Below are 22,118 nucleotides of genomic sequence, written 5' to 3' on the forward strand. Positions count from 1 at the left end.
ACTTTTTCCCTGAAAATTAGGTAATTGGCCTCCTCAAAACCGATAAAACCCCACACCCCACACCCCACACCCTGCCCCCAGGAAAAACTTTTTCAGCAGACCCTAGGTAGTTGACCACCTGAAAATCGATAAAACCCCACACCCCACACCCCACACCCCACACCCTGCCACCACCGAAAAGCTTTTTGCCGCAAACCCTACTTAGATAGCTGATGGCAAAAAAACAAAACTAATAGTTAGTAACTAAAAAAAAGATGTATCTACTTGACAAAATAAAAAACGGAAGCTTGGTATTGATTGGTTACTTATTATCGCCCCTGTGTTGGTGGAACGATCTAATTTTTAATCTGCCGATCGCCTACGGTTTCGGTCGTTTAATTGCTTGCTTGCACGCCGATTTTTTTCTCCCCGCAGCCGTGGTTGGTTATTGGTTATCTAATCTTGTGGGAATCCTACTGATGCAATTCGGAACGAAAGAATTAATCGGTGGAGAGAAAAAAGAACGCAATTGGCAAAAAGAATTAAGAAATGGATTACTTTCCTCGACAGTTTATACTTTAGTAATCCTAGCTTTGCTGCATTTTCAGGTTTTAGAAATGCCCCTGTTATCCTCGATCGCTACTTTTTCCCCGTAATGCCCAAAATCTACTTAAACAATAGCTTAATTTTCTTAGCCATCTTGTTAACATCGCTAAGTTTTACGGATTTAGCGATCGCTATTGACCAGCATCCCCAAGGATTTGCTTGGGAAAAATCGCTGCTGCTATCTATTCATCAAACTGCTAATTTAAACCTAAACTTTTTGGTCATAAAACTAACGGGATTAGGCACTTATTGGGGAGTGGCCCCGATACTAACAATTTCACTGCTGATTTTTGCCCTAAAAAAATACTGGTATGGGTTCGCTTATCTCCTTGTGACCATGGCGGGAGGTTGGGCAATTAGTTATAATCTCAAGATTCTTTTTCATCGAAACCGCCCGCAATTTTGGCAGTTATTTTATCCCTTACCCGATGATTTTGCCTTCCCTAGCGGTCATGCTTTATTTAGTTCCCTGTTAGTCATTTCTTTACTGATCCTATCTTGGAGAAAGCGGTGGTTTTTAGGGGTAGTTTTACTGGGGATTCCCTTCGTCTTGGTTATTGCTTGGACCCGTCTTTATTTAGGAGTTCACTTTCCTAGTGATATCCTTGCCGCTTGGCTTTTAGCGATCGCTTGGTCTCTCCTAGTTCATCTCTGGTGGCAACAGTTATTAGAGACACCCAAGGCGATCAACACCCAAGAGGAAACTAATAATTAGTTGACGACTTGCTGCAAAAAAAATATCACGTTATACCTAAATTTTTGGAGAAAGCTAATCAAAGCCCTATAGTAATTATCGTTTGATACTCGTCGCTGACACTGAATCATGAAACCAAAACTGCGTCAAGGGAAGGGTCTATCCCTGGGACGGTTTCACAGCCGTCCCCTTGCTTTTTTCACTTTAGTTCTCCTCTGCATTTTAACCTTTACCTTAGCCCCGTCATCGCCCCTGATGGCCACGTCTAAATCTGAGACTAAGATAGACTTTGTATCGCCGGCGTGGGTGGCACAAAATCTCAACGATCCGAAGTTAAAAATTCTCGATGTGCGGATTAATCCTTTAGAATATATCACCGGTCATTTACCGAAAGCGGTGAATATAGCCGACAATAATTTTCGCGGTCCAAACGGATTTTTACCGGTTCAATATTGGCAAGAGGATAAAATTGGCAGTCTCTTTGCCGCTGCGGGAATCACTAATGGCGATCGAGTGGTAGTATATTCCGATGGTCGCGATGTCTTGGGGGCAACCATGGTCGCTTATTTATTAGAGCGATCGGGTTTCCGAAATGTGGCGGTCTTAGATGGTGGTTTTAAGGGTTATAAGGGTTCTGAACAAAAGGTAACTAAAGAATTCCCTAAATATCAACCAGGGAGCTTTACTGTCCGTGATAATCCCTCGATTCGGGTAAATTTAGCAGAAGTAGAGAAATTGATCGGCAAACCCGATGTGGTTTTTATCGATCCTAGACCGGAAGAACTTTTTCAGGGGAAACAGGATATCTGGCTGAGAAATGGTCATATTCCGGGGGCGAAAAATATACCCTGGCCGACTTTTACGGAAGCGAATAATCCCGATGAATCTCTAAAAAATCCCCATAAATTGAAATCTTTAGACGAAATCAGGAAGATTCTTGCCCAACGCAACATCAAGCCCTCCGATAATATTATTGTCAGTTGCAGTACGGGACGGGAAGCGACTTTACAGTATATTGTCCTCAAACATCTGCTCGGTTATCCCAAGGTGCGAATTTACGAAGGTTCTTGGACAGAGTACAGTACCACAGATCTGCCCGTCGCTACCGGGCCAGAAAAAGCAGTCTAAAGTCAAGTTTGTCGGTTTATACTCGTTGTGTTTAACCATCTTGCCCAAGATGGTTTTTTTGTTAGGGTAGGTTCCCGACGACGACTAAGTGAGGGTTTGCTGAATAAATCTAAAAATCTTGTTGGATAAGGTTTTTAGACTTTTTTTCTCTCAAAAATTGCCGACCATTGGAGTGATTGGGGGGAAAATTCAGGTACTTTTTCCCTGAAAATTAGGTAGTTGACCACCTGAAAATCGATAAAACCCCACTTCCCCACACCCCACACCCCACACCCCACACCCCACACCCCACACCCCACACCCTGCCACCACCGAAAAACTTTTTCAGCAAGCCCTAAGTTAGACGGACGCAAAAAAACCTCGGCGCTCATCCCGAGGTGAATTTAGGAGATTTGAGCTTGTGTTGACGTGAAGTTGACGTAAATTAGCTAAGGGCGTTAATCACATAGTCAATGTAGGAATTAGCTTCTACAGCAGCATCCCCACTTAATCCGTGATTGGTTTTGATGTATTTTAAGGCTTCGATATACCAACTAGGAGATAGTTCAAAGGCACTATTAATTTCACTCAAACCAGCGACTAGATATTCATCGATCGGGCCCGTACCGCCCACCACGAGGGCATAGGTGATAATTCGGATATAGTAGCCGATATCGCGAACGCACTTGGATTTCCCCCGCTCATCGTAGGCATAGTTCGGCCCCTGGAGTTGGGTGGTGTAGGGAAATTTTTGATAGACAGCGTTGGCTGCTTCTTGGGCTAAACTGGGGGCTTTTTGGGCGAGGATTTTTACCGCTTCTAGGGTGATGGCGGCCTGACGGAAACGACCGAACGCTACTTGTAATTCAGCACTGCTGAGAAAACGGCCTTGGGAATCGGCAGTAGCTACCGCTTCGGTTAAAGGTGTTTTGGTCATGGATGGAATTGCTCCTACAAAAGTTTAATCGGATTGAGATAAGAAAGTCACAGCATCAGGAAACTGCCGCCGCCGCTCGATCGAAGTAAGAAGCGACTTCTGCTAGTAAAGAACTGCAATCCCCGCGAGTGATCCCGTTGGGATCGGCCGCTAGGGCAAGGGAAGCGTCTTTGAGCTTGAGAATTCCGGCCGCAACAGAAGCTCCCGGAACTCCCAGGGCGACGTAGGTTTCCCGGAGACCGTTCAAGGCGCGATCATCGAGGATGCTGGCATCGCCGGTGAAGGTGGCATAGGTAACGTAGCGCAGGATAATTTCCAAATCCCGCAAGCAGGCGGCCGCACGACGGTTTGTATAGGCGTTGCCACCGGGGGCAACTAAAACGGGCTGTTCTGAAAACAAACTACGCGCGGCATCGGTAACGATCGCAGAAGAATTACTGGAAAGACGATTGACCACATCCACGCGTTTATTACCATCTTTGACGAAGGCAATTAGGGCATTGACTTGATTCTCGCTCAGGTATTCCCCCCGGGTATCGGCCTGAGAAACGACTTTGGCAAAGGCATCTAACACCATAGTTTTCATCTCCTATAATGATGATTGGTTTCGGCAAAATATCGAGGTTGATTGCTCTGGCTTTTCTTTATTTTTTCCGATAAAGTATCTAGGAGTTTTTTTCTTGGGACTATACTATCGTCCTTGAAAAAAATTTACTCTCCCTTGGCCAGATTTTTTTGTATATCGAGGAACAATTCTTGTTAATTGAATTTAGCGTTTATTGACGCTCCTAGACACACTTCGTTTTTGCCATGAATTATTTTATAAACCATTTTCCTACTTTTATTTATTAAAAATTGTTTCCTAAAAAACCAGCAAAAAAATAATTTTTTAGGATAAATCTCAGAAAACTTTTTTAAATGTGTAACCCTATACCAAGAAAAAGTATCGCTCTTTTCATCTCTCTAATAATTCCTTTAAGTTGTTTAAACAAATGTGCTTTTATATACTAATAATAATTAACTAAATTAAGAGAAATTTCCCAAGACAACTTTGCCGATTGTGCTTCGATATACAAAAAAAGTGGCAAGGTAATAAAAATCGACAGGGATTATCCCCGCCGACGTTGTGATCAGAGGTGCCAACACCAGCATTTTGCAGTGTACTCCGACTTAAAAAGTATTGTAAAACATCTTAAATACATATATAATCAAAAATAGTCAACAAGTATAAAGCAAGTGGGATTATGCCGATCGCAAGAGACATCACCCAATTGGTAGGAAGGACTCCCCTAGTCCAACTGAATCGAATCCCAGTGGCAGAGGGAGTAAAAGCCCGCATCGTCGTCAAACTGGAAAGTATGAACCCCGCCGCCTCGGTTAAAGATCGCATCGGGGTCAGTATGGTGGAGGACGCGGAAGCTGCCGGACTAATTCACCCCGATAAAACAATTCTGGTGGAACCAACTTCCGGTAATACCGGCATCGCCCTGGCCATGGTAGCGGCGGCCAAAGGCTATCGCTTAATCCTGACTATGCCCGAAACCATGAGTTTAGAACGACGGGCGATGTTAAAAGCTTACGGAGCGCAATTAGAATTAACCCCGGGTAGCCAAGGCATGAAAGGAGCGATCGCCCGGGCCGAGGAAATAGTCGAAAACATCCCCAACGCCTATAGTTTGCAACAGTTCCGCAACCCGGCTAACCCGAAAATTCACCGGGAAACCACCGCCGAGGAAATCTGGGCCGATACCGATGGTCTGGTAGATATCGTTATCGGTGGCGTGGGAACCGGGGGAACCATTACCGGTATTGCCGAAACCATTAAACCCCGTCGTCCCCAATTTCAAGCGATCGCAGTTGAACCCTCTAATAGTCCCGTCTTATCGGGAGGACCACCGGGGCCGCACAAAATCCAAGGCATCGGCGCCGGTTTTATCCCGGCAATTTTCCGACCGGAATTAATCGATGAGGTGATTATCGTCGATGATACAGAGGCTTTCGCCTACGCGCGACGGTTAGCTCGTCAGGAGGGACTACTATCGGGCATCTCGGCCGGAGCGGCTTTATGGGCGGCGATTCAGGTGGGCAAAAGACCCGAAAACGAAGATAAATTAATCGTCATGATTCAGCCTAGTTTCGGGGAACGTTACCTCAGCACGGCCCTGTTTAAAGACCTCGAAGATATCGACTAATAGGAAAATAAATTGATGGAATTTGCAACGAGGGCGATTCATGGGGGGCAAGAACCAGACTCTAGCCATGGTGCGGTAACGATTCCCATTTATCTCACTTCCACCTATAACACCGGCTTTACTACGATTATCGATCGGGATCGAGAATAGAAACGATTTAAAGCGGGATCTGGAAAGGGCTTTGATTGGTTAGGCGAAGTTTTTATCTCATTTGATGGGTTAAACAATGTTTTTTGACTCGGAAGATTGGCAAACGATTATTTTTCGGCTCAGTATGGCTATGGCCGTCGGCTGTCTGATTGGTTATAACCGACAGCGAGGCGGTCGTCCGGCTGGATTGAGAACTTTTATCATCGTTAGTCTCGGGGCTGCCATGTTTGTCATGATTCCCCTACAAGCGGAAGGAGATGTGGGTTATGCGTCTTCTAATGCCCTCAGTCGCACTATTCAAGGGGTCGCTTCTGGTGTCGGTTTTTTAGGGGCGGGAATCATCCTACAACAATCCCATCGGGAACTAAATAAGGTACAAGTAAAAGGTTTGACTTCGGCGGCGACTATCTGGTTAGCGGCAGGATTAGGCGCCGCTTCTGGTTGCGGTTTATGGCAGATGGTTCTGGTGGGAACTCTATTCTCTCTGTGCACTTTAAGTGGCATTAAACGACTTAAGAAAAATAAATCTTTAGGCAAATATATTAAAGGTCGTAAGAAAATATCTACGATTAATCAAGAAATAAATCCATCGGATAATTCAGCATCTCATTAATAAAAAAAGTGATAAAAATTAATTTTTTATTAAAAGAGCAAAAGCTTTTCTATAATGGCTTTTGGCTCAAAAAGTTTATATTTTGTCTAAAATTTATCGTTTAAAAAATATAATAAATTTTTTATAAAATTTTCTGTATATAAATAACATACAAGTATTTTGTATGATAACATTTAGATAGAGTAACTAATTTTTCTAAACAGGAGAAAATTAAATCATGATCAACCGAAATAAGAGCTTTAAAAGCCTCAAAAATCAAGTTTTCCAGCTGCTGATTTTCCTCTTAACTGTCACTTTGCTCCTAGGGGGAAGAGGAAATGCGATCGCCTTGCCCCTACTCCCCGAACAGTTGGCCGTCATCGACCGTGCAACGGCAACGGGTGGCACCGTGGTGGAACCAGTTAAGAAAAAAAATGAGGTTTCTAGCCCAAAAATTCTGGAAGATGCCCAAATTGCCTATGAAAAAGCCATCCAAGCGACAAAATCGGCTATCGATGACCTAAAGGCTCAACTAGCCGCTCCTTCTCTCGACAAGAAGATTATCGAAGCTCAACAGGACAACCTAGAGGACTTAGCGGATAATATTGACGATCTAGGGGAAAAAGTGAGTAAATTTACGAAAAAATTGACCAAATCTGGGGCTAAACTCAGTGAAACCCTGCAAAACAACCTTATTACCCTAGAAAATAGCCTTGTTAATACCTCCGAGACGATCGATATCTTAGCCGACGACACCGAACGACTCAAAGACAATGCTTCCCCTTTCCTGAAAACTCGCGTGGAAAAGACCATCGACGCGGTTAAACAGACTCTACAGGAAAGCGATCGAGCTTGGCAAGAACTGATCTCCTCGGCCACAACGGAACTGGAGAAGACTAGCACCCCGAAATAAATAGGGCTTACAAGGGCATAAAATCGGTCTTTTTTGGGGTAATTATCGTTTTTACCCCAAAATTATCAAATCCGATACCTAATAGCTGTCTCCTGTCTCCTGTCTCGGAGTCTCGGAGTCTCGGAGTCTCGACTAGGAAATTAATTTTGCACGACTACTTACCAATCATGACGCTTACCTATCAACCACCAACCCCCCATCGCTGGCACTTTGATAATCGGGCGATTTTGCCCCTCAGAAACCCTAATTTCTGGAAAATCGAGAGTGGAGTCGTGAAAACCTCCACCTGGTTAGAAGATGGAACCCTGATCGTCTTGGGATTGTGGGGACCTGGCAATTTTGTTGGTAAAACCCTAGAGAGAGTCAATCCCTATCAAGTTGAGTGCATCACTCCTGTACAAGCAGTTTCCTTTTCCACAGTTGAGAGTTATCAAATGGCAGAAATTCTGCTGTCTCATCTTCAGCAAGCACAAGAACTAAGTATTATTCGTAGCTACAAACGTACTGATGTTATGGTCTTGAAATTACTGTCATGGTTAGGCAATCAATTTGGTAAACAAACCGGTACCGGACAATTAATTGATGTGCGTCTAACTCATCAGGATATCGCTGACTTATTAGGAACCACTAGAGTCACAATTACCCGCGCACTTAATCACCTTGAACAACAAGGGGCCGTGGAACGTCTTCCCGTCCATCGTCTTCTTTTACGAGAGGAGGAAATCTGGCACTACGAGATTTAGAATGGGAAGGATTATCCCTTTTTTCAATCTATGAATTGGTTAGTAGCCCTTTTAATTACTAGCGTGACGAGTTTTGTAGCCACAAATCTCGATGATCTGATGGTGCTAATGTTGTTTTTCTCGCGACTTAATGCTAATTTTCGACCTCGACACCTGATTATTGGTCAATACCTCGGTTTTACCCTCATTCTCCTAGCTAGTTCCCTCGGGTTACTATTTGGGTTACTGGTTTCTAAAGAATGGATTGGTCTATTAGGATTTATTCCTTTGATTATCGGCATTAAACAACTTTTGTCAAGGGAAAATGAGGATTATATTCAAGAAGTAAGAGAAGATGTTAATTATTCTAAAAATCGCTCCTTTTTTCCTCGTTTTCCCTCCCAAACCTATTACGTTGCTGCCGTGACCGTGGCTAATGGCGGTGATAATATTGGTATCTATACCTCTCTTTTTGCCAATAATTCCCCGATGCACGTCTTAATTATCATGATAATTTTTTATCTCATGATGGGGATTTGGTGCGCCCTAGCCTATTTTTTGATTACCCATCCCAGGATAGCTAAAGTGGTTACAAACTACGGACATAAAATTAGTCCTTTTATCTATATTTTTCTAGGGATTTATATATTAGTTGACAGCCGATCCTATCGTTTATTTTTAATGTCTTAACCAAGAATGCCCAAAAATTATCTTTTAAGTAGGGAGGCAAAATTATTTGTAGGATGGGTTAGCGGTAGCGTAACGTAATCAGGCGTTGGGTTTCATGCTTCAACCCAACCTACGTTCTCTTGAAAAGTTATATAGCGTTTCCTGTTCGCACTAGGTACATTATCGATGTTGAAAAGCTTAATTAGCAAAGGTTTAAGTGTGCCACACAGGTGTGAGAACCGCTATAAAAGGATTTGTTATGAGAATTAAAAAACAACAGATAGCGGCCGAAGCTTCCTGCAAAAACCGACATCGGCGAATTAATACTATAGTTATTTCAAATAAGAACGAGACACTAGGCGACACAATAAGTACGAATAATTTCATCAAGGGGTGTCCCCACAGGAGCATACATTCTTGCCCTCTTTAATGCACTAAAATCATGTTCGATATCATTTAAATCAGGAGAGTATTTTGGCAAAAACACGACCTGATGACCTGCTTCCTCTACCAGTTGTTTAATGACTGTCTTCCGATGAATTGGTGCATTATCCATAATTAATACTGATGTTATGGTTAGAGAGGGCAACAAATATAAAGATAACCACCCTTCAAAACCTTCGGCATTCAGGCTTCTCGTAAATACCATCGGTGCAATAAAGTCTTTTTTTCCCTTTCTTCTACCAGCGACAAGGTTCTCTCTTTTTCCTCGTTTTCCTTGTCTATCTCCAAAGACTTTCTTCCCTTTTTTTGACCAAGCATAAAAACAGGCTTGAAATTCTTCAAACCCTGACTCATCAATAAATACAAGGCTTTCACTTCCATATATTTTAATCAATTCTCTCAGCACTCTGTAGTATTTCATTCTTTCTTCTCGGTTTCTTTCTCTATAACGAAGTTCCTTCTTTTTTCTGGTAACTTTCATGTTTTTTAAGGCATAGCAAATGGCACTTGGTCTCACTCCAAATTTCTCGGCTCTGTCTCTTAATCTTGCCTCGGGATTTTCTTGGACATCTTTTGACAGTGCTTTCCAGTCCAGCTTTCTCTGACGGTGTTTTACCTTTGTTGCTTCCAGTTTTTCCCTACCTAGCCATCTATATATCGTCGCTCTTCCTATATTAAATAGAGCGGCGGCTTTGGTTATGCTTCCCCCATTCTCTACATAATCGATTACTTTTTTTCTCAAGTCTAGGCTATAAGACATTTTTCTGTATGGGTTGCTCGTTTCTCTTGATTTTACCTTATTTTTCCCTCGTCTCACACTTATTTGAAATGACTATATTTTTCAACAAATGGGCATCGCCTATCGATGACCGAAATGCTCAACTAAACGCTTCTTTTCTCCCCAAGGACACCCTTACCATACCCCTTATCTATGAGCTACATTGACCGGAATCAATTTTCTGCAACTTTCGACATCGCCATTATCGGGGGAGGATTTAGTGGTTCCCTCGTGACGGCGAACCTGTTACGCGACACGGGGACTCCATTATCGATCGCCCTGATCGAGCGCCGAAAACCCCTCGGTACGGGGATCGCCTACGGAACGCGAGACAGCGGCCACCTGCTCAATATTCCTGCGGGCAAAATGAGCGCCTTCGAGGACGATCCCGAACATTTCCTCCACTGGTTAGCGGATAACGGCTATCGATCGATCGATCCGGCCAGCTTCGTACCGCGTCTAGTGTACGGCAAATACATCCGATCGATCCTAGAAGAAGCGCGGGACAACGCCATTGCCGATCACCGTCTGGAAACATTTACCGATGCGGCGATCGATCTGGTACTCGACGGGGAAAAGGCGACAATTACCCTCAAAGGAGGCAAGAAAATCAGCGCCGCTAAAGTAGTTCTGGCGCTGGGCAATTTTCCCGCAACGGTTCCCCAACCCCTCGCGTCTCTCAATTCCCTCTATCTCCGCGACGCTTGGGAGACGGACACACTCGCCGAGCTAAAACCCGACGGGACGATTCTGCTCGTCGGTACGGGGTTAACGATGGTGGATATGGTGGTTTCCCTGGCACAAAGGGGATTCACGGGCAAAATCCACGCAGTTTCCCGTCATGGCCTGATCCCTCGATCGCACCGACCCACCGATCCCTATCCCCCGTTCCTCACCCTCGAAACCGCGCCCCAGACCACCCGGGGACTCCTACGGCAGATTCGCGCGGAGGTAAAAACCGCCGAGAGTCGAGGTCACGACTGGCGGGCCGTTTTAAACGCCTTACGCCCGATATCTCAAGGTCTATGGCATTGTCTGCCGATAGCGGAACGCGCCAGATTTCTACGCCACCTGAAAGCCTATTGGGAGGTTCTTCGCCATCGCGTCGCCGACGAGATCGCCGGTATCCTCGACGAGGCCGTAGAATCGGGACAATTAACCTATCATGGGGGAAGAATTGAAACTGCTGAGGTTAAAAACGGCTGTGTAGAGGTTACTATCCGTCAACGGGGGACGGGAAACCTGTTAAACCTAACGATCGATCGAATTATTAACTGTACCGGCGCGGGTAACGATTACCGGACGATCACCGATCCCCTCGTCGTTCATCTTCGCCAACGGGGGTTAATCCGTCCCCATCCCCTAGGTTGTGGCATCGAAACCGCGGACAACGGGGCGATTCTCCGGCCAGACGGTACGGCATCGGACACGCTGTACAGCTTGGGAAATCCCCGCAAAGGCGATCTCTGGGAAACCACCGCCATTCCCGAACTGCGTTTACAGGCGGCCGAACTGGCCCGGGATTTGTTGCGATCGCTGAAAGAGAGAATTTCTCTCCCCACGGCCTACTCGATCGCATTCCGGCCGGCAGCGCCGATTTTCCGCCAGCTTTTTGATAGGGAATCGAGTACCTACACCTATCTGATCGCTGATTCGGGTACGGGGGAGGCGATTTTAATTGATCCGGTCCTCGAACAGGTTGATCGCGATCGGCAGATTCTTTGGCAGTTGGGGTTAACTCTAGGCTACACGATGGAAACCCATGTCCACGCCGACCATATCACCGGAGCGCACCGCTTACGGGAGTTAACCAACTGTTCGATCCTCGTTCCCGAAAACGCCGAAGTGAGCGATATCGATGGTTATGTACGCGATGGCGACCTCTGGACCGTGGCAGGTCAGCAGCTAAAAGCGATCGCCACTCCAGGCCACACCGATAGTCATATAGCCTATCTCATCGATGAAAAACGCCTATTAACGGGGGATGCACTCTTAATTCGCGGTTGCGGTCGTACCGATTTTCAGAACGGTTCGCCGGAAGTACTATACAAGACGGTGACGGAGAAGTTATTCACTCTCCCCGATGATACGCTTGTTTATCCCTGTCACGATTATCTGGGAAGAACGGTCTCCTCGATCGGTGAGGAAAAGCGCTGGAATCCCCGTTTCGCCGGCCGCAATCGTCAGGATTTTATTCAGTTAATGAATAATCTCAATCTCCCCTATCCCAAGAAGATGACTGCGGCCTTAAGTGCCAACGCACGGGGTGGTAAGGTGGTTTTCGTCATGGATTATCAGATTTGACATCCTCGCCGCCGTAAAACGGACGGCGATTCCTCACCACGCCACTTTTTTAGGGTGGTCGCGTCAACGGGGTTGACGCTTCACCGAAAAACGCTTAATTGCTTAAGTCTGACTCTTTCGACCCGTCCGTTTTGAGTGTCCGGATGCCCTCCGGCCACTTTGAACAAGTCGAAAAAATCTAATGTTCAACCTTATTTCCTAGAAAGTTTTACTCGTTCAAGGCCGAATTTGAATTCTTTTCTGAACAAAACCCCCTACTATCTGTTGTCAAGGTTCAGTTTTTAGCTTGGTTATCGCTTTTTCCATTGTAGCTTAAAGCCGTCCTAAAAGGACGGGGTTTTAACCCAAATTTTCGATAAACGGGCAAGCGATTGATCGCCCCGTCGGTCCTGCGCTACACTGGATAACGAAACACCAGAGGAGTAAAAGCCCATTCCTACTGCCGCGCAACAGCTAACCTGTTTTATTTTAAGTTATTGGGCAACGAAGATGTATTTGCCCGTTAATATTGTTCGGATTGACGAAAGAACGGGAAATATCTTTTTTCTCGCTGGGGAAGAGCAAGAAATTATTATTTTTAAAAATGGCGATTGGAGGTATGTATGATAAAACGCGAGTTTGAATCGATGAGTCGCGAGGAACTACGGAGTTATATTCTCGAACATAGAGAGGACGAGAGGGCCTTTCAAATTTATCTCGATCGGGTGACGGCCGAACCGGGAGAAATTTATCCCGCACCGCGTTCGATCGAGGATTTAAGTCATTTTCCCGAACTGGTAGCGAAAAATCGCCGCGATAAACAACAGAAAATATAAAGCCAATGCACTATTATTTACAGATTTTATACGTTTTCTCGAAAAGCGCGATCCCGTAATTTTCTAGAAACTCGATCGCTAGAGATTTCCAAGTCGCATCATCTCTAGGATAAAATTCGGGTGTACAGACATACGCCTCTAGATTCAAGTCTAGATAGTTTTTGTCCAGCCTTGCGTCGAAATAACTGATCGTGTTGCTTAATTGATTGATCGCTTTACAACGATTTTCAGTAACTTTTTTGGCGCTGGTTGCATTGAATTTAAATTCGACAAAGCAGAAATCACTTTTATCGAAAAATACACAATCACAATGGGAAGTTCCAAATCCTAAAAGACCTTTTCTGCCATCAATAGGGATAAAGCCAATTATTGTATTGTTGCTAACCTTGAATGTTTTAGTGTCGTCGAAATCGTTAATTAAAATGTCCTCATCGTTCAAGTTAATAGTACAAGTCGAATTCACGGGAATATCGATAATGATAAAAGACTGACCATTGTAGTCGATAATTAGAAACTCATGTCTCTCCTCGATTTGTATAAATTGATCGAGTTTGTCTATTTTTTGGGATAGATAGCTTTTGATTTCGTCAAACTCTGTCATTTGCGTTTAAACGTTCTAGCGTGAATATTATATAGCTTATTAAATTCCCCTCCCATCATTTCGGATACGGTATCTAGATAATTCTGAGCGATCAATCCCGTGTTACTATCAAAAATAGATTCACAATAATTAGCCTCTTCGTCTAAAGATTGATTTCCTAGAGAGTACGCCGAAAATTCAGCCGCATTCAACCAGTAATCTTCTGGTATTATTTCCGACACTTCAGACTGTGCCGATGGATTTTTTTCAACAACTCTTTTGGCGAATAGTAAATTATTAAAAACCGATAAAATATAAGGACTGTGGGTAGTGATAATTAATTGATTATCTTCATTCCGATTAACCATTATCGCTAATAATTCAATTAAATGTTTTTGGGCAACTGGAAATAAATGCGCTTCTGGTTCCTCTATAATTCTCAAAATTATCGAACCATAAATAATATTTAAAAAGATGTCCTGTAAAATTCTAATACATTCCTGCTGACCAGATGAAGCATTACGAAGATCAATAGAATATCGCTCGTTTTTGTTAAATATAATCTTTTCTTCAGAATTGCCAATTAAGTATTCACCTTTTAATATTAAATCTATTTTATTTTTTATCACTCTTAAATACTCAATTCCTTTTTTATTTGCCTGATAGTTAATTAATCCATCAAAGCCAGAAAATTTTCTAAAAATTTGTTTAATAAGTTCCACTTTTTCTATAAATTGTAGCATTAAAAATTCATCTATCATTTGCAGTTTGTTAGCAAAATATTTTTTACTATTTTCTTTTAAATCAATTTCAATACTTGCAAATAAATATTTCTCAAATAAGTCAGAATAAGTTACCGTTGCATTTCTTCCAGCAATTATAAATAGTAAATCTTCTTGCTCGTTTTCAAATAAATTATTCAATAACTTTGATAGATATTGATAGGATAAACTATACTGGGTCAAATTATCTATTTTGATATATGGTTTTTCGGAGTTATCAATATTTTTTTTGGACAAATTAATATAATCTGCAAAACCGTTTTTGAACTGTTCATCTAAAAAATTTTCGCTAAATATTAAGCATAAATTTTTATTTAAATCAAGATTCAATTGTATATATCTATTTTTTTGAAAACTATAATAAAATCTAACCTCAAAATTCAAAAAATTGAGCGTAGAACCAAAAAAATCATAAAACTTTATTTTTATAAATTCTCTAAAATAAGTATCAATATCTGTATATTTCGGTATTTTTTCTTGGGCGAATAAAAAACTTTCAGATTTTAGATTTTCTTTTAATGATTTAAAAAAATAAATCAATTTAGCGATCGTACTCTTGCCGCTTGCCTGTTCACCGATTAAAACTAGAACCTTTTTAATCTCGATTTCAGCGTACTCGATCGCTCCGAAATTTTTAATGATAATTTTTTGCATAGATGCGTGCGCTCTCTATCCGGCTATAGACCATAGTACCGCAAGCGCTCTCTACCCCACCATCCCCAACCCGCGACCATTTCCCATTTCCCACCCATTCCCGAAAGTCACGAGAAGATCATTCAACGCTTCCATATCGCCATCCATTAAAAATGCGTCGTGACCGTGCGGCGATCGCAACCAGAATAATTCAGAATTGGGGATGTATTTCGCCAACTCCTCTTGTTCCACGGGAGGATAAAGAAGATCCGAATCGATCGCCACGATCGCCGTCGGTTGTTGAATCGACTGTAAAACCGATTCGTAACTTTTTCCCGTCCGGGTGACATCATGACGATCCATCGCCCTACTTAGGGTGATATAAGCATTCGCGTCAAAACGTTCGACTAACTTTCTCCCCTGATATTCTAAATAGCGGGCGATCGTAAACTCTCCCCCCTCCCCGTACTCCCGGCCGAAACGGGACTCGAAACTGGCGTGCGATCGGTAGGTAGTCATCGCCATCATCCGGGCTGCCGATAAACCCCGGGACGGAGGGCGATCGAGCGCATAATTTCCCCCTTGCCAATGGGGATCGGCATAGATCGCTCCCCTTTGAGCCTCTCCTAGTGCGATACACCAGGCCGAATGTCGTCCCGAAGCGGCGATGACAGCGATCGAGCGCGTCTTCTCCGGGTACAGTAGCGCCCACTCCAAAACCTGCATCCCTCCCAAGGAACCCCCGATCACCAACCGCAAAGACTCGATCCCCAATGCGTCCACCAACAGCCGTTGTATACTTTAGACGTTCATAATCTGAGATTTATTAAACTTCTGAAATCGTAGAGTCAGCAAGGAATACAGTTCTTTTTTATGTTTCAAATGGGCATCATTCAAACATTCATAAATGGCTGAAGAAAAGTCAGAAAAGTTTTCATAGTATTTACCATACAAACATTTCTTTTTGACAAATTTCCACAGCCTTTCAATTAAATTTAGATTAGGCGAATAAGACGGCAAATAGAGTAGCTCTATTGACAAAGAAAGAGCCAATTTTTCAACAATTTTACATTTTTGATAGCGGGCATTATCTAAGACTAGAGTGATGGGAATAGTTATTCCTAAAGCAGCTATTTTTGACCGGAGTTCACAGACTTGAGTTGCTGTAATATAAGTGTCATTCGTAACCAGAATAACTTCATGAGTTATTGCATTTAATGCTCCTAAAACATTGAAGCGTTTACGCCCGCTCGGTGACTTAACAAAAAGTCTCTCAAAACACCAAACAAAACCGAGAAATGCTCCCATGACGAAGTGAGCGGCATCAACAAAAAAAACAGCCCTTTTTCCTTCTTTAGCCTCATTTAGTCTGGGTTCTAGCTTTTTTTCTTTGTAGTCCTCTTGTTCATCTGGGTCAGCTTTAGAAGGAAGAGAACCTACTTTTAAACATTTCATTCCCATTGATTTTAAAAATTTTCTCACTTGGGTAGGACTTCGTTTTATTCCCGTTAATTCTTCTCTCCTATATACAGCTTCATTTATTGTGGCTGGTGGATTTTTCTCGAAGTATTTTTTGAGCGTTTCTTTTTGAGACTCTAATTCACTTTTAGGGCGATAGAAGTTGATTTCTTTTAATTTTTCTATTCCGCCTTCTTCATAATCTCGAAGATAGGTTAATAAGGTATTTGGCGAGATTCCTGCTAACTGACAAATTTTTTTGTGCGGTATCTTTTGGCTCTTTAACCAGAGAACTTCCATCTTCAGTTGAACCCGGGGATGGGGATGATGAAATCTTTCCTAAGACAGTGAGTTCTTTTCTTCTTCCGTGAATTCTAGGTTAATCATGTTTTTAATGAGTGCTTTGCTTCTAATTATGACTCTTAAACTATATTATTGTCCTTGAGTAAAAAATGCAAGTTGTAGCCGTGCAAAGTATAGGTGAACCAGATCCCGAATGGTGATCTCCGGGAAAGTCGGACCGTAGGGTTTACCGGTACGGGGATCGATCGAAGTGGGGCCGGTTGTCCCGTAGCAACTGCCGAGAATATTGCTACAGACAATAAAATCCCGGGTCGGATCGAGAACGCGTCCGGTTCCTAACAAAGGTTCCCACCAAGCTTCCACGTCGGCCCATCCCGTGAAGGCATGACAGACAATAACCCCGTTATCCCGCTTGTTATTCAAAATTCCCCAGGTTCGATAGGCGATCCGCACCCTTTCGAGAACCGCCCCCGATTCGAGAACAAAAGGATGCGGTGGGGAATAGAAACGGGTTTCTGGGGAGATCAAGTCTAGGCGATCCATGGGCAGGGTGGTGGGTTATAAACTCTGGAAAGTTTGCTGGAAATCCTCGATAATATCGTCAATATGTTCCAAACCCACGGAAACGCGGATTAATTCGGGCGTTACTCCCGCCGAACGCTGTTCTTCCTCGTTTAACTGCTGGTGAGTCGTGGAGGCGGGATGGATAACCAGGGTTTTTGCGTCGCCCACATTGGCGAGATGACTGGCCAGTTTCACCCGGTTGATAAAATTCCGCCCGGCCTCGAAACCGCCCCGAATCCCGAAGGCTAAAACCCCGCCGAAGCCGTGTTTTAGGTACTTCTTCGCCCGTTCGTGGTAAGGATGTTCCGGTAATCCGGGATAGTCCACCCATTGCACCTGTGGCTGTTCTTTGAGCCAGTTCGCCAGGGCCAACGCATTGGATACATGACGATCGACCCGTAGGGAGAGGGTTTCCAATCCCTGTAGCAGTAAAAATGCGTTAAACGGACTCAAGGCGGGTCCGAAGTCCCGCAATCCCTCCACCCGGGCCCGGATAATAAAGGCGATATTGCCCAAAGGGCCGGACGGTCCGAACACCTCGTAGAAATTCAACCCGTGATAACCCGGCGCGGGTTCGGTAAACTGGGGAAATTTGCCGTTTCCCCAGTCGAATTTCCCCGAATCGACGATTACTCCGCCGATGGAAGTGCCGTGACCGCCGATCCATTTGGTGGCCGATTGCACCACGATATCGGCCCCCTGTTCGATCGGGCGACAGAGATAGCCGCCGCAGCCGAAGGTATTATCGACGATCAGGGGAATGCCGTTCTCGTGGGCGATATGGGCCAGGGCGGCAAAATCGGGAATATTAAATCGGGGATTGCTGATCGTCTCGACGTATAAGGCTTTAGTGCGATCGTCGATCGCCGCTCGAAAAGCCTCGGCCTCATCGCCATCGACGAACTTGACATTTATTCCTAAACGCGGTAGGGAGACTTTGAACTGATTATAGGTTCCGCCGTAGAGGTAGCTAGTGGAAACGATATTATCCCCCGCACCGGCAATATTAGCGATCGCTAGAAATTGCGCCGCCTGACCGCTAGAGGTGGCCAGGGCCGCCGCGCCTCCTTCTAAAGCGGCGATCCGCTTCTCGAAGACATCGGTGGTCGGGTTCATCGAAAATTTTGGGTCTGAAACCCCGTCGTTCTACGACGGCTTTACTGTTAAATATGAGCATCGTTTACGAAATATATGCTAAAATGTGAGGTATGGAAAAAGCCTATTCGTTTCGATTTTACCCCACACCCGAACAAGAGTCGCTATTGCGGCGCACTTTGGGCTGTGTAAGATTAGTTTACAACAAAGCTCTCCATGTCAGAACACAAGCTTGGTACGAAAAGCAAGAAAGAGTAGGCTACGCTCAAACTTCTTCAATGTTGACCGATTGGAAAAAACAAGAAGAATTAGACTTTTTAAACGAAGTTAGCTGTGTACCTTTACAACAAGGGTTAAGGCATTTACAAACAGCTTTTACTAACTTCTTTGCTGGTCGTACTAAGTATCCTAACTTTAAGAAAAAACATCAGGGAGGAAGTGCCGAATTTACCAAATCAGCCTTTAAATTTAAAGACAAACAAATCTATTTAGCCAAATGCACAGAACCTTTACCTATTCGATGGTCAAGACAAATACCAGAAAGCTGTGAACCAAGCACAGTAACAGTCAGATTACATCCTTCTGGACGTTGGCATATTTCAATAAGATTTGATGACCCAACGATTAAGCCATTACCAGTAACAGATAAAGCCATCGGAATTGACTTAGGAATTAGTAGCCTAGTAATTACCAGCGATGGAGACAAGGTATCTAATCTCAAGCATTTTAAAAGGCATTATCGGAGACTGCGAAAGGCACAAAAAAGTCTTTCTCGAAAACAGAAAGGCTCAAAAAATCGGGAAAAAGCGAGAATCAAAGTAGCCAAGATTCACGCTCAAATCACCGATAGCAGAAAAGACCATTTACACAAGCTAACCACTCAATTAGTTCGTGAAAACCAAACGATTGTGGTTGAGAATTTAGCCGTCAAGAATATGGTCAAAAACCCGAAATTATCTCAGGCAATATCTGATGTAAGCTGGGGAGAAATCACTCGACAATTAGCCTATAAATGCCGTTGGTACGGAAGAAATTACATCGAAATAGATAGATGGTTTCCTAGTTCTAAAAGATGTAGTAATTGTGGGCATATTGCTGAGAAAATGCCGTTAAATGTTCGAGAATGGGACTGTCCAGACTGTGGGACTCACCATGACCGAGATATTAACGCCAGTAAAAATATTTTGGCCGCAGGGCTTGCGGTGTCAGTCTGTAGAGCGACCATAAGACCAGAACAGAGTAAATCTGTTAAGGCAGGTGCGAAAAATCCTTCGGGAAAGAAGCAGAAACCTAAATCGTGAGGTTTGGGAATCACCGTCCGTTTACGGCGGTGAGGATGTCAAGATCCTGGTGTAGATGTTGCCGAACTCTTCCAGGGCAAACAGTCGCGCCCCGTGGTCGGCATCGTTGAAAACGTAGGAAGTGGTTTGATAGATGGGAACGGCGCGGGCGTTGGTTCCGGGGGCAGGTTCCTGGCCGGCGTGTACTTGTAGCGTCTCGAAACGGTAACGGTCAGACATGGGCGCTCGGGGACGAAAATAAAGGATAAATTCCTCGATCTGTGCGCTCGAGGAAAAAGGGTGATTAAATGACCTCATTAGGGGATGGAATGGGTACAGTAGGCTTATTCGCTTACTGTATTTTTCTATCATAGCCATTTCTGCGAGTCAATTTATCGAGATATCCTGTATACAGAATATCTTTTATGCCGAAACTAGATTGTGTTAAGGTAATTGCTACAAAAGAAAGTACCAGCTAGACTGGTGGAATGAGAATGTACCATTTAAGACAAGGGAAATTTTGTTATAATTGTTTCTGGATAATCCCGATTCCTTTCTTGGACAAATAAATGCTTTTTTGGTCAAGTTTCTGACTAAAACTAACGAGATAATCGTTTTGATTCATGATTAGTAAAACATTTAATCGGCGACTATGGTAACTATAAATAGACAATTATTTCCCGATATTTTGCCAGCCAGAAGGAAAAAATAACGAGGCTAAATCTGACTTCATCTAAATAATATAGGACAACTTTACCTTCATTTTCTAGTTGATAAAATTCTTAAGGTAGATAAAAATATCGCTAATTATCAACATAAAATTAGTCATTTTATTTATTTGCAAAACTATCCTATCAACCATCTATATTATCAATTAAAATGCTCAAAATTCGTCTTTTAGCTAGACCAAGTAATCTCTTTTTTTTGTTATTAATTTTGGCGATTATTTTTAATCCTTTCGTGATTGTTAATGCGGGAGAAAGAGGAGTTTTAATGGTCTTTGGTCAAGTACAGGATAAAATACTTAATGAGGGTATTCACGGGATTATTCCCGTTGTTAACACGGTGAAAAAACTAAGTGTGAGAATTCAAAAACAACAGATAGCGGCCGAAGCTTCCTCCAAAGACCTACAGGAAGTATTCACAGATGTGGCCCTGAATTGGCATATTTTAGCATCAGAAGTTAATACTATTTTTCAACAAATTGGCGATGAAGCGGCTGTCATTGAACGAGTGATCGATCCAGCAGTGGAGGAAATTCTCAAGGCAGTTATGGCTAAATATACCGCCGAAGAATTAATTACTAAACGGGAGGAGGTGAAAGGGGAAGTAGATATTCGTTTGAGCGAAAGACTGAAAAATTATCATATCGGTGTCGATGATATTTCTTTGGTTCATGTCAATTTTTCCGATCGCTTTACCGATGCGGTGGAAGCCAAACAAATTGCCGAACAGGAGGCCAAAAAAGCCGGTTTTATGGTGCTGAAAGCCTTGAAAGAATCGGAAGTAAAAATCAATCTGGCTAAGGGAGAGGCGGCAGCTCATCGCATTCTCCAAGATTCCTTAAGTCCAGAAGTTTTACAGAACAAAGCGATCGAAAGATGGGACGGTAAACTTCCCCTATTTATGGATGATAATCTGCTTAAGTCCCTTGAATTGGCTAAAGATAAGCGAAAAACTAGATGATAAAAACAATTTATTAAAACCATAAGAAAGAATACTTGATTTTATTGAAGTTCACTGCGAGGAACTCCTCTATGCTGTTTAAATCCCGAAAGACAAAGCAGAAATTTAACCCCGATTACTGGCGAGATCATTCGGCCAACGAACGCACCTATCTGTCTTGGATGCGTGCCTCGATCGCTTTGATGGGTTTTGGTCTGGTCATTTTGCGTTTACGGACGGCATCTTCTACCGTCCTAGGATTGGGGTGGCTGTTGGGTTTTGTCTTCGCTATGGTGGGATTATTAACCGTTGTCATCGCCACGCGCCGATATTTTCTCATCCGGCGAGCGATCGATAGTAATAGCTACGAACCTGCTCAAGTCTGGATTATTTGCTTTAGTATAGCGATCGCTTGTCTAGGGTCGGGAATTCTCTATTTTGTCGCCACCAGTCCCGATAGCGGTGGAGTAGAAAGCATCGGTTTCGATTAAAACCCCATCCTCGCACGGAGCGGGATGGGGAGAAAATTGCTCGATACAGGCGGTAAAATCCAGATAACTACTTAGAATTACCCATTTTCCGACCTTTCCCAGGAAGGGGCGAAAGGTGGACAAATCAAAGGACAGGCGCGCCAATGACTGTGGACAGCGACTCCCAAGCGTTGACAATAGCCGTTTCCTCTCCCCTGAAACTTATAAAACCGACAATAACGACAGGTGGAGGAACAACTGACAACTTTGGGGAGAGGATTTCCCTTGGTTTCGATCGCTGTTAGTTTTGGGGATAGGGTGGAAATGGTGTCTAGCAAGGAAGTCTCCAAGGCTAACGGGGTTCACTAGCGACTCTTACCGTACCT

The 22,118-nt window shown here is 43.5% G+C and carries 26 protein-coding genes and 3 pseudogenes; 16 read left to right on the forward strand and 13 right to left on the reverse strand.

All coding sequences use genetic code 11. From position 1 onward, the window contains the following. Positions 1–16: 16 nt before the first annotated feature. Positions 17–163 (reverse strand): hypothetical protein, encoded by a 147-nt coding sequence (locus tag MAE_RS33585; protein WP_158303556.1) that lies wholly within the window; start codon positions 161–163, stop codon positions 17–19. 91 nt (positions 164–254) lie between these two features. On the opposite strand from MAE_RS33585, the gene MAE_RS22430 reads away from it, so the two are divergent. The 3 genes from MAE_RS22430 (at position 255) to MAE_RS22440 (ending at position 2,407) form a co-directional block, all read left to right on the forward strand. Continuing rightward, complete coding sequence (locus MAE_RS22430) at positions 255–635, forward strand: hypothetical protein (RefSeq protein WP_012267565.1); 381 nt, start codon at positions 255–257, stop codon at positions 633–635. Then, the gene (locus MAE_RS22435) at positions 635–1,300 is read left to right on the forward strand and encodes a phosphatase PAP2 family protein (RefSeq protein WP_012267566.1); all 666 of its coding nucleotides are present in this window, start codon (positions 635–637) and stop codon (positions 1,298–1,300) included. The genes MAE_RS22430 and MAE_RS22435 overlap by 1 nt, the downstream gene beginning before the upstream one ends. A gap of 108 nt (positions 1,301–1,408) precedes the next feature. Beyond that, positions 1,409–2,407, forward strand: coding sequence for a sulfurtransferase (locus MAE_RS22440; RefSeq protein ID WP_012267567.1), 999 nt, complete (start codon positions 1,409–1,411; stop codon positions 2,405–2,407). 134 nt (positions 2,408–2,541) lie between these two features. On the opposite strand, the gene MAE_RS22445 is transcribed toward MAE_RS22440, so the two are convergent. Genes MAE_RS22445 through MAE_RS22455 form a run of 3 tightly spaced genes read right to left on the reverse strand, consistent with a single transcriptional unit; the run spans position 2,542 to position 3,897 of the window. Continuing rightward, a complete protein-coding gene (locus MAE_RS22445; protein WP_012267568.1) occupies positions 2,542–2,778 on the reverse strand; it encodes a hypothetical protein in 237 nt (78 codons plus the stop codon). A gap of 53 nt (positions 2,779–2,831) precedes the next feature. After that, positions 2,832–3,323 (reverse strand): phycocyanin subunit alpha, encoded by a 492-nt coding sequence (gene cpcA, locus MAE_RS22450; RefSeq protein ID WP_002732914.1) that lies wholly within the window; start codon positions 3,321–3,323, stop codon positions 2,832–2,834. 55 nt (positions 3,324–3,378) lie between these two features. After that, positions 3,379–3,897: a phycocyanin subunit beta gene (locus tag MAE_RS22455; RefSeq protein WP_002733930.1), complete on the reverse strand. Its 519-nt coding sequence runs from the start codon at positions 3,895–3,897 to the stop codon at positions 3,379–3,381. Between the two features lie 670 nt (positions 3,898–4,567). Between MAE_RS22455 and cysK the strand changes: the two genes are divergently transcribed. From cysK to MAE_RS22480, 6 genes are all read left to right on the forward strand, one after another. Beyond that, positions 4,568–5,515 (forward strand): cysteine synthase A, encoded by a 948-nt coding sequence (gene cysK / locus MAE_RS22460; RefSeq protein ID WP_008207376.1) that lies wholly within the window; start codon positions 4,568–4,570, stop codon positions 5,513–5,515. A 15-nt stretch (positions 5,516–5,530) separates the two neighbouring features. After that, a complete protein-coding gene (locus MAE_RS35380) occupies positions 5,531–5,665 on the forward strand; it encodes a PLP-dependent transferase (protein ID WP_125730898.1) in 135 nt (44 codons plus the stop codon). Between the two features lie 76 nt (positions 5,666–5,741). Then, complete coding sequence (locus MAE_RS22465; protein ID WP_002762685.1) at positions 5,742–6,278, forward strand: MgtC/SapB family protein; 537 nt, start codon at positions 5,742–5,744, stop codon at positions 6,276–6,278. 217 nt (positions 6,279–6,495) lie between these two features. Further along, positions 6,496–7,170: a hypothetical protein gene (locus tag MAE_RS22470; RefSeq protein ID WP_002795951.1), complete on the forward strand. Its 675-nt coding sequence runs from the start codon at positions 6,496–6,498 to the stop codon at positions 7,168–7,170. 167 nt (positions 7,171–7,337) lie between these two features. Further along, positions 7,338–7,913 carry a Crp/Fnr family transcriptional regulator gene (locus MAE_RS22475; protein WP_002793798.1) on the forward strand — a complete coding sequence of 192 codons (576 nt, stop codon included), beginning with the start codon at positions 7,338–7,340 and terminating at the stop codon, positions 7,911–7,913. A 30-nt stretch (positions 7,914–7,943) separates the two neighbouring features. Then, positions 7,944–8,582, forward strand: coding sequence for a cadmium resistance transporter (locus MAE_RS22480; RefSeq protein ID WP_012267569.1), 639 nt, complete (start codon positions 7,944–7,946; stop codon positions 8,580–8,582). A gap of 334 nt (positions 8,583–8,916) precedes the next feature. Here the strand turns inward: MAE_RS22480 and MAE_RS30765 are convergent, their stop codons facing one another. Continuing rightward, complete coding sequence (locus tag MAE_RS30765) at positions 8,917–9,765, reverse strand: IS630-like element ISMae21 family transposase (protein ID WP_012264307.1); 849 nt, start codon at positions 9,763–9,765, stop codon at positions 8,917–8,919. Between the two features lie 171 nt (positions 9,766–9,936). Here MAE_RS30765 and MAE_RS35385 point away from each other — a divergent pair. The 4 genes and pseudogenes from MAE_RS35385 to MAE_RS22495 all read left to right on the forward strand — a co-directional run. Continuing rightward, positions 9,937–10,416 (forward strand): annotated as a pseudogene (locus tag MAE_RS35385) (FAD/NAD(P)-binding protein); the annotation flags it as partial. Positions 10,417–11,379: 963 nt separating this feature from the next. Further along, positions 11,380–12,087 carry an MBL fold metallo-hydrolase gene (locus tag MAE_RS35390; protein ID WP_231859810.1) on the forward strand — a complete coding sequence of 236 codons (708 nt, stop codon included), beginning with the start codon at positions 11,380–11,382 and terminating at the stop codon, positions 12,085–12,087. A gap of 432 nt (positions 12,088–12,519) precedes the next feature. Beyond that, complete coding sequence (locus tag MAE_RS36555; protein ID WP_373276090.1) at positions 12,520–12,693, forward strand: DUF6888 family protein; 174 nt, start codon at positions 12,520–12,522, stop codon at positions 12,691–12,693. Further along, positions 12,690–12,902 (forward strand): DUF6887 family protein, encoded by a 213-nt coding sequence (locus tag MAE_RS22495; RefSeq protein ID WP_002795955.1) that lies wholly within the window; start codon positions 12,690–12,692, stop codon positions 12,900–12,902. Before MAE_RS36555 ends, MAE_RS22495 begins: the two co-directional genes overlap by 4 nt. 13 nt (positions 12,903–12,915) lie before the next feature. On the opposite strand, the gene MAE_RS22500 is transcribed toward MAE_RS22495, so the two are convergent. The 6 genes and pseudogenes from MAE_RS22500 to MAE_RS22525 all read right to left on the reverse strand — a co-directional run bounded on the left by MAE_RS22500 (position 12,916) and on the right by MAE_RS22525 (position 18,338). Then, entirely contained in the window at positions 12,916–13,503 is a 588-nt protein-coding gene (locus tag MAE_RS22500) for a hypothetical protein (RefSeq protein ID WP_012267571.1), read from the reverse strand. Next, the gene (locus MAE_RS22505) at positions 13,500–14,918 is read right to left on the reverse strand and encodes an AAA family ATPase (protein ID WP_002795958.1); all 1,419 of its coding nucleotides are present in this window, start codon (positions 14,916–14,918) and stop codon (positions 13,500–13,502) included. The genes MAE_RS22500 and MAE_RS22505 overlap by 4 nt, the downstream gene beginning before the upstream one ends. 51 nt (positions 14,919–14,969) lie before the next feature. Further along, positions 14,970–15,680 carry an alpha/beta fold hydrolase gene (locus MAE_RS22510; protein ID WP_231859664.1) on the reverse strand — a complete coding sequence of 237 codons (711 nt, stop codon included), beginning with the start codon at positions 15,678–15,680 and terminating at the stop codon, positions 14,970–14,972. Positions 15,681–15,698: 18 nt separating this feature from the next. After that, positions 15,699–16,742 (reverse strand): annotated as a pseudogene (locus MAE_RS22515) (IS630 family transposase). A gap of 45 nt (positions 16,743–16,787) precedes the next feature. Then, positions 16,788–17,201: an alpha/beta fold hydrolase gene (locus MAE_RS22520; protein ID WP_231859665.1), complete on the reverse strand. Its 414-nt coding sequence runs from the start codon at positions 17,199–17,201 to the stop codon at positions 16,788–16,790. A 15-nt stretch (positions 17,202–17,216) separates the two neighbouring features. After that, positions 17,217–18,338, reverse strand: coding sequence for an O-acetylhomoserine aminocarboxypropyltransferase/cysteine synthase family protein (locus MAE_RS22525; protein WP_012267575.1), 1,122 nt, complete (start codon positions 18,336–18,338; stop codon positions 17,217–17,219). Positions 18,339–18,430: 92 nt separating this feature from the next. Between MAE_RS22525 and MAE_RS22530 the strand changes: the two genes are divergently transcribed. Continuing rightward, positions 18,431–19,618 carry an RNA-guided endonuclease InsQ/TnpB family protein gene (locus MAE_RS22530; protein ID WP_012267576.1) on the forward strand — a complete coding sequence of 396 codons (1,188 nt, stop codon included), beginning with the start codon at positions 18,431–18,433 and terminating at the stop codon, positions 19,616–19,618. Positions 19,619–19,657: 39 nt separating this feature from the next. On the opposite strand, the pseudogene MAE_RS30770 reads toward MAE_RS22530, so the two are convergent. Then, positions 19,658–19,837 (reverse strand): annotated as a pseudogene (locus tag MAE_RS30770) (PLP-dependent transferase); the annotation flags it as partial. Positions 19,838–20,476: 639 nt separating this feature from the next. Here MAE_RS30770 and MAE_RS22540 point away from each other — a divergent pair. Then, positions 20,477–21,283: a prohibitin family protein gene (locus MAE_RS22540; protein ID WP_012267578.1), complete on the forward strand. Its 807-nt coding sequence runs from the start codon at positions 20,477–20,479 to the stop codon at positions 21,281–21,283. Positions 21,284–21,354: 71 nt separating this feature from the next. Continuing rightward, a complete protein-coding gene (locus MAE_RS22545; RefSeq protein WP_012267579.1) occupies positions 21,355–21,753 on the forward strand; it encodes a YidH family protein in 399 nt (132 codons plus the stop codon). Positions 21,754–21,830: 77 nt separating this feature from the next. On the opposite strand, the gene MAE_RS22550 is transcribed toward MAE_RS22545, so the two are convergent. Continuing rightward, on the reverse strand, positions 21,831–22,070 hold the full coding sequence (locus tag MAE_RS22550) for a hypothetical protein (RefSeq protein ID WP_223210634.1): 240 nt from the start codon (positions 22,068–22,070) through the stop codon (positions 21,831–21,833). Positions 22,071–22,118 lie beyond the last annotated feature (48 nt).

It is taken from the genome of Microcystis aeruginosa NIES-843 (assembly GCF_000010625.1).
Classification (GTDB): Bacteria; Cyanobacteriota; Cyanobacteriia; order Cyanobacteriales; family Microcystaceae; genus Microcystis; species Microcystis aeruginosa.

Coding starts and splice junctions, on each gene's coding strand:
- MAE_RS22475 (WP_002793798.1), top strand. CDS start 7,338: ATGACGCTTACCTATCAACCACCAACCCCCCATCGCTGGCACTTTGAT.
- MAE_RS22440 (WP_012267567.1), top strand. CDS start 1,409: ATGAAACCAAAACTGCGTCAAGGGAAGGGTCTATCCCTGGGACGGTTT.
- MAE_RS22445 (WP_012267568.1), bottom strand. CDS start 2,778: ATGAGCGCCGAGGTTTTTTTGCGTCCGTCTAACTTAGGGCTTGCTGAA.
- MAE_RS22520 (WP_231859665.1), bottom strand. CDS start 17,201: ATGGATCGCCTAGACTTGATCTCCCCAGAAACCCGTTTCTATTCCCCA.
- MAE_RS22540 (WP_012267578.1), top strand. CDS start 20,477: ATGCTCAAAATTCGTCTTTTAGCTAGACCAAGTAATCTCTTTTTTTTG.
- MAE_RS22545 (WP_012267579.1), top strand. CDS start 21,355: ATGCTGTTTAAATCCCGAAAGACAAAGCAGAAATTTAACCCCGATTAC.
- cpcA (WP_002732914.1), bottom strand. CDS start 3,323: ATGACCAAAACACCTTTAACCGAAGCGGTAGCTACTGCCGATTCCCAA.
- MAE_RS22525 (WP_012267575.1), bottom strand. CDS start 18,338: ATGAACCCGACCACCGATGTCTTCGAGAAGCGGATCGCCGCTTTAGAA.
- MAE_RS22465 (WP_002762685.1), top strand. CDS start 5,742: ATGTTTTTTGACTCGGAAGATTGGCAAACGATTATTTTTCGGCTCAGT.
- MAE_RS22435 (WP_012267566.1), top strand. CDS start 635: ATGCCCAAAATCTACTTAAACAATAGCTTAATTTTCTTAGCCATCTTG.
- MAE_RS30765 (WP_012264307.1), bottom strand. CDS start 9,765: ATGTCTTATAGCCTAGACTTGAGAAAAAAAGTAATCGATTATGTAGAG.
- MAE_RS22530 (WP_012267576.1), top strand. CDS start 18,431: ATGGAAAAAGCCTATTCGTTTCGATTTTACCCCACACCCGAACAAGAG.
- MAE_RS22480 (WP_012267569.1), top strand. CDS start 7,944: ATGAATTGGTTAGTAGCCCTTTTAATTACTAGCGTGACGAGTTTTGTA.
- MAE_RS22505 (WP_002795958.1), bottom strand. CDS start 14,918: ATGCAAAAAATTATCATTAAAAATTTCGGAGCGATCGAGTACGCTGAA.
- MAE_RS22495 (WP_002795955.1), top strand. CDS start 12,690: ATGATAAAACGCGAGTTTGAATCGATGAGTCGCGAGGAACTACGGAGT.
- MAE_RS22500 (WP_012267571.1), bottom strand. CDS start 13,503: ATGACAGAGTTTGACGAAATCAAAAGCTATCTATCCCAAAAAATAGAC.
- MAE_RS22430 (WP_012267565.1), top strand. CDS start 255: ATGTATCTACTTGACAAAATAAAAAACGGAAGCTTGGTATTGATTGGT.
- cysK (WP_008207376.1), top strand. CDS start 4,568: ATGCCGATCGCAAGAGACATCACCCAATTGGTAGGAAGGACTCCCCTA.
- MAE_RS35380 (WP_125730898.1), top strand. CDS start 5,531: ATGGAATTTGCAACGAGGGCGATTCATGGGGGGCAAGAACCAGACTCT.
- MAE_RS22470 (WP_002795951.1), top strand. CDS start 6,496: ATGATCAACCGAAATAAGAGCTTTAAAAGCCTCAAAAATCAAGTTTTC.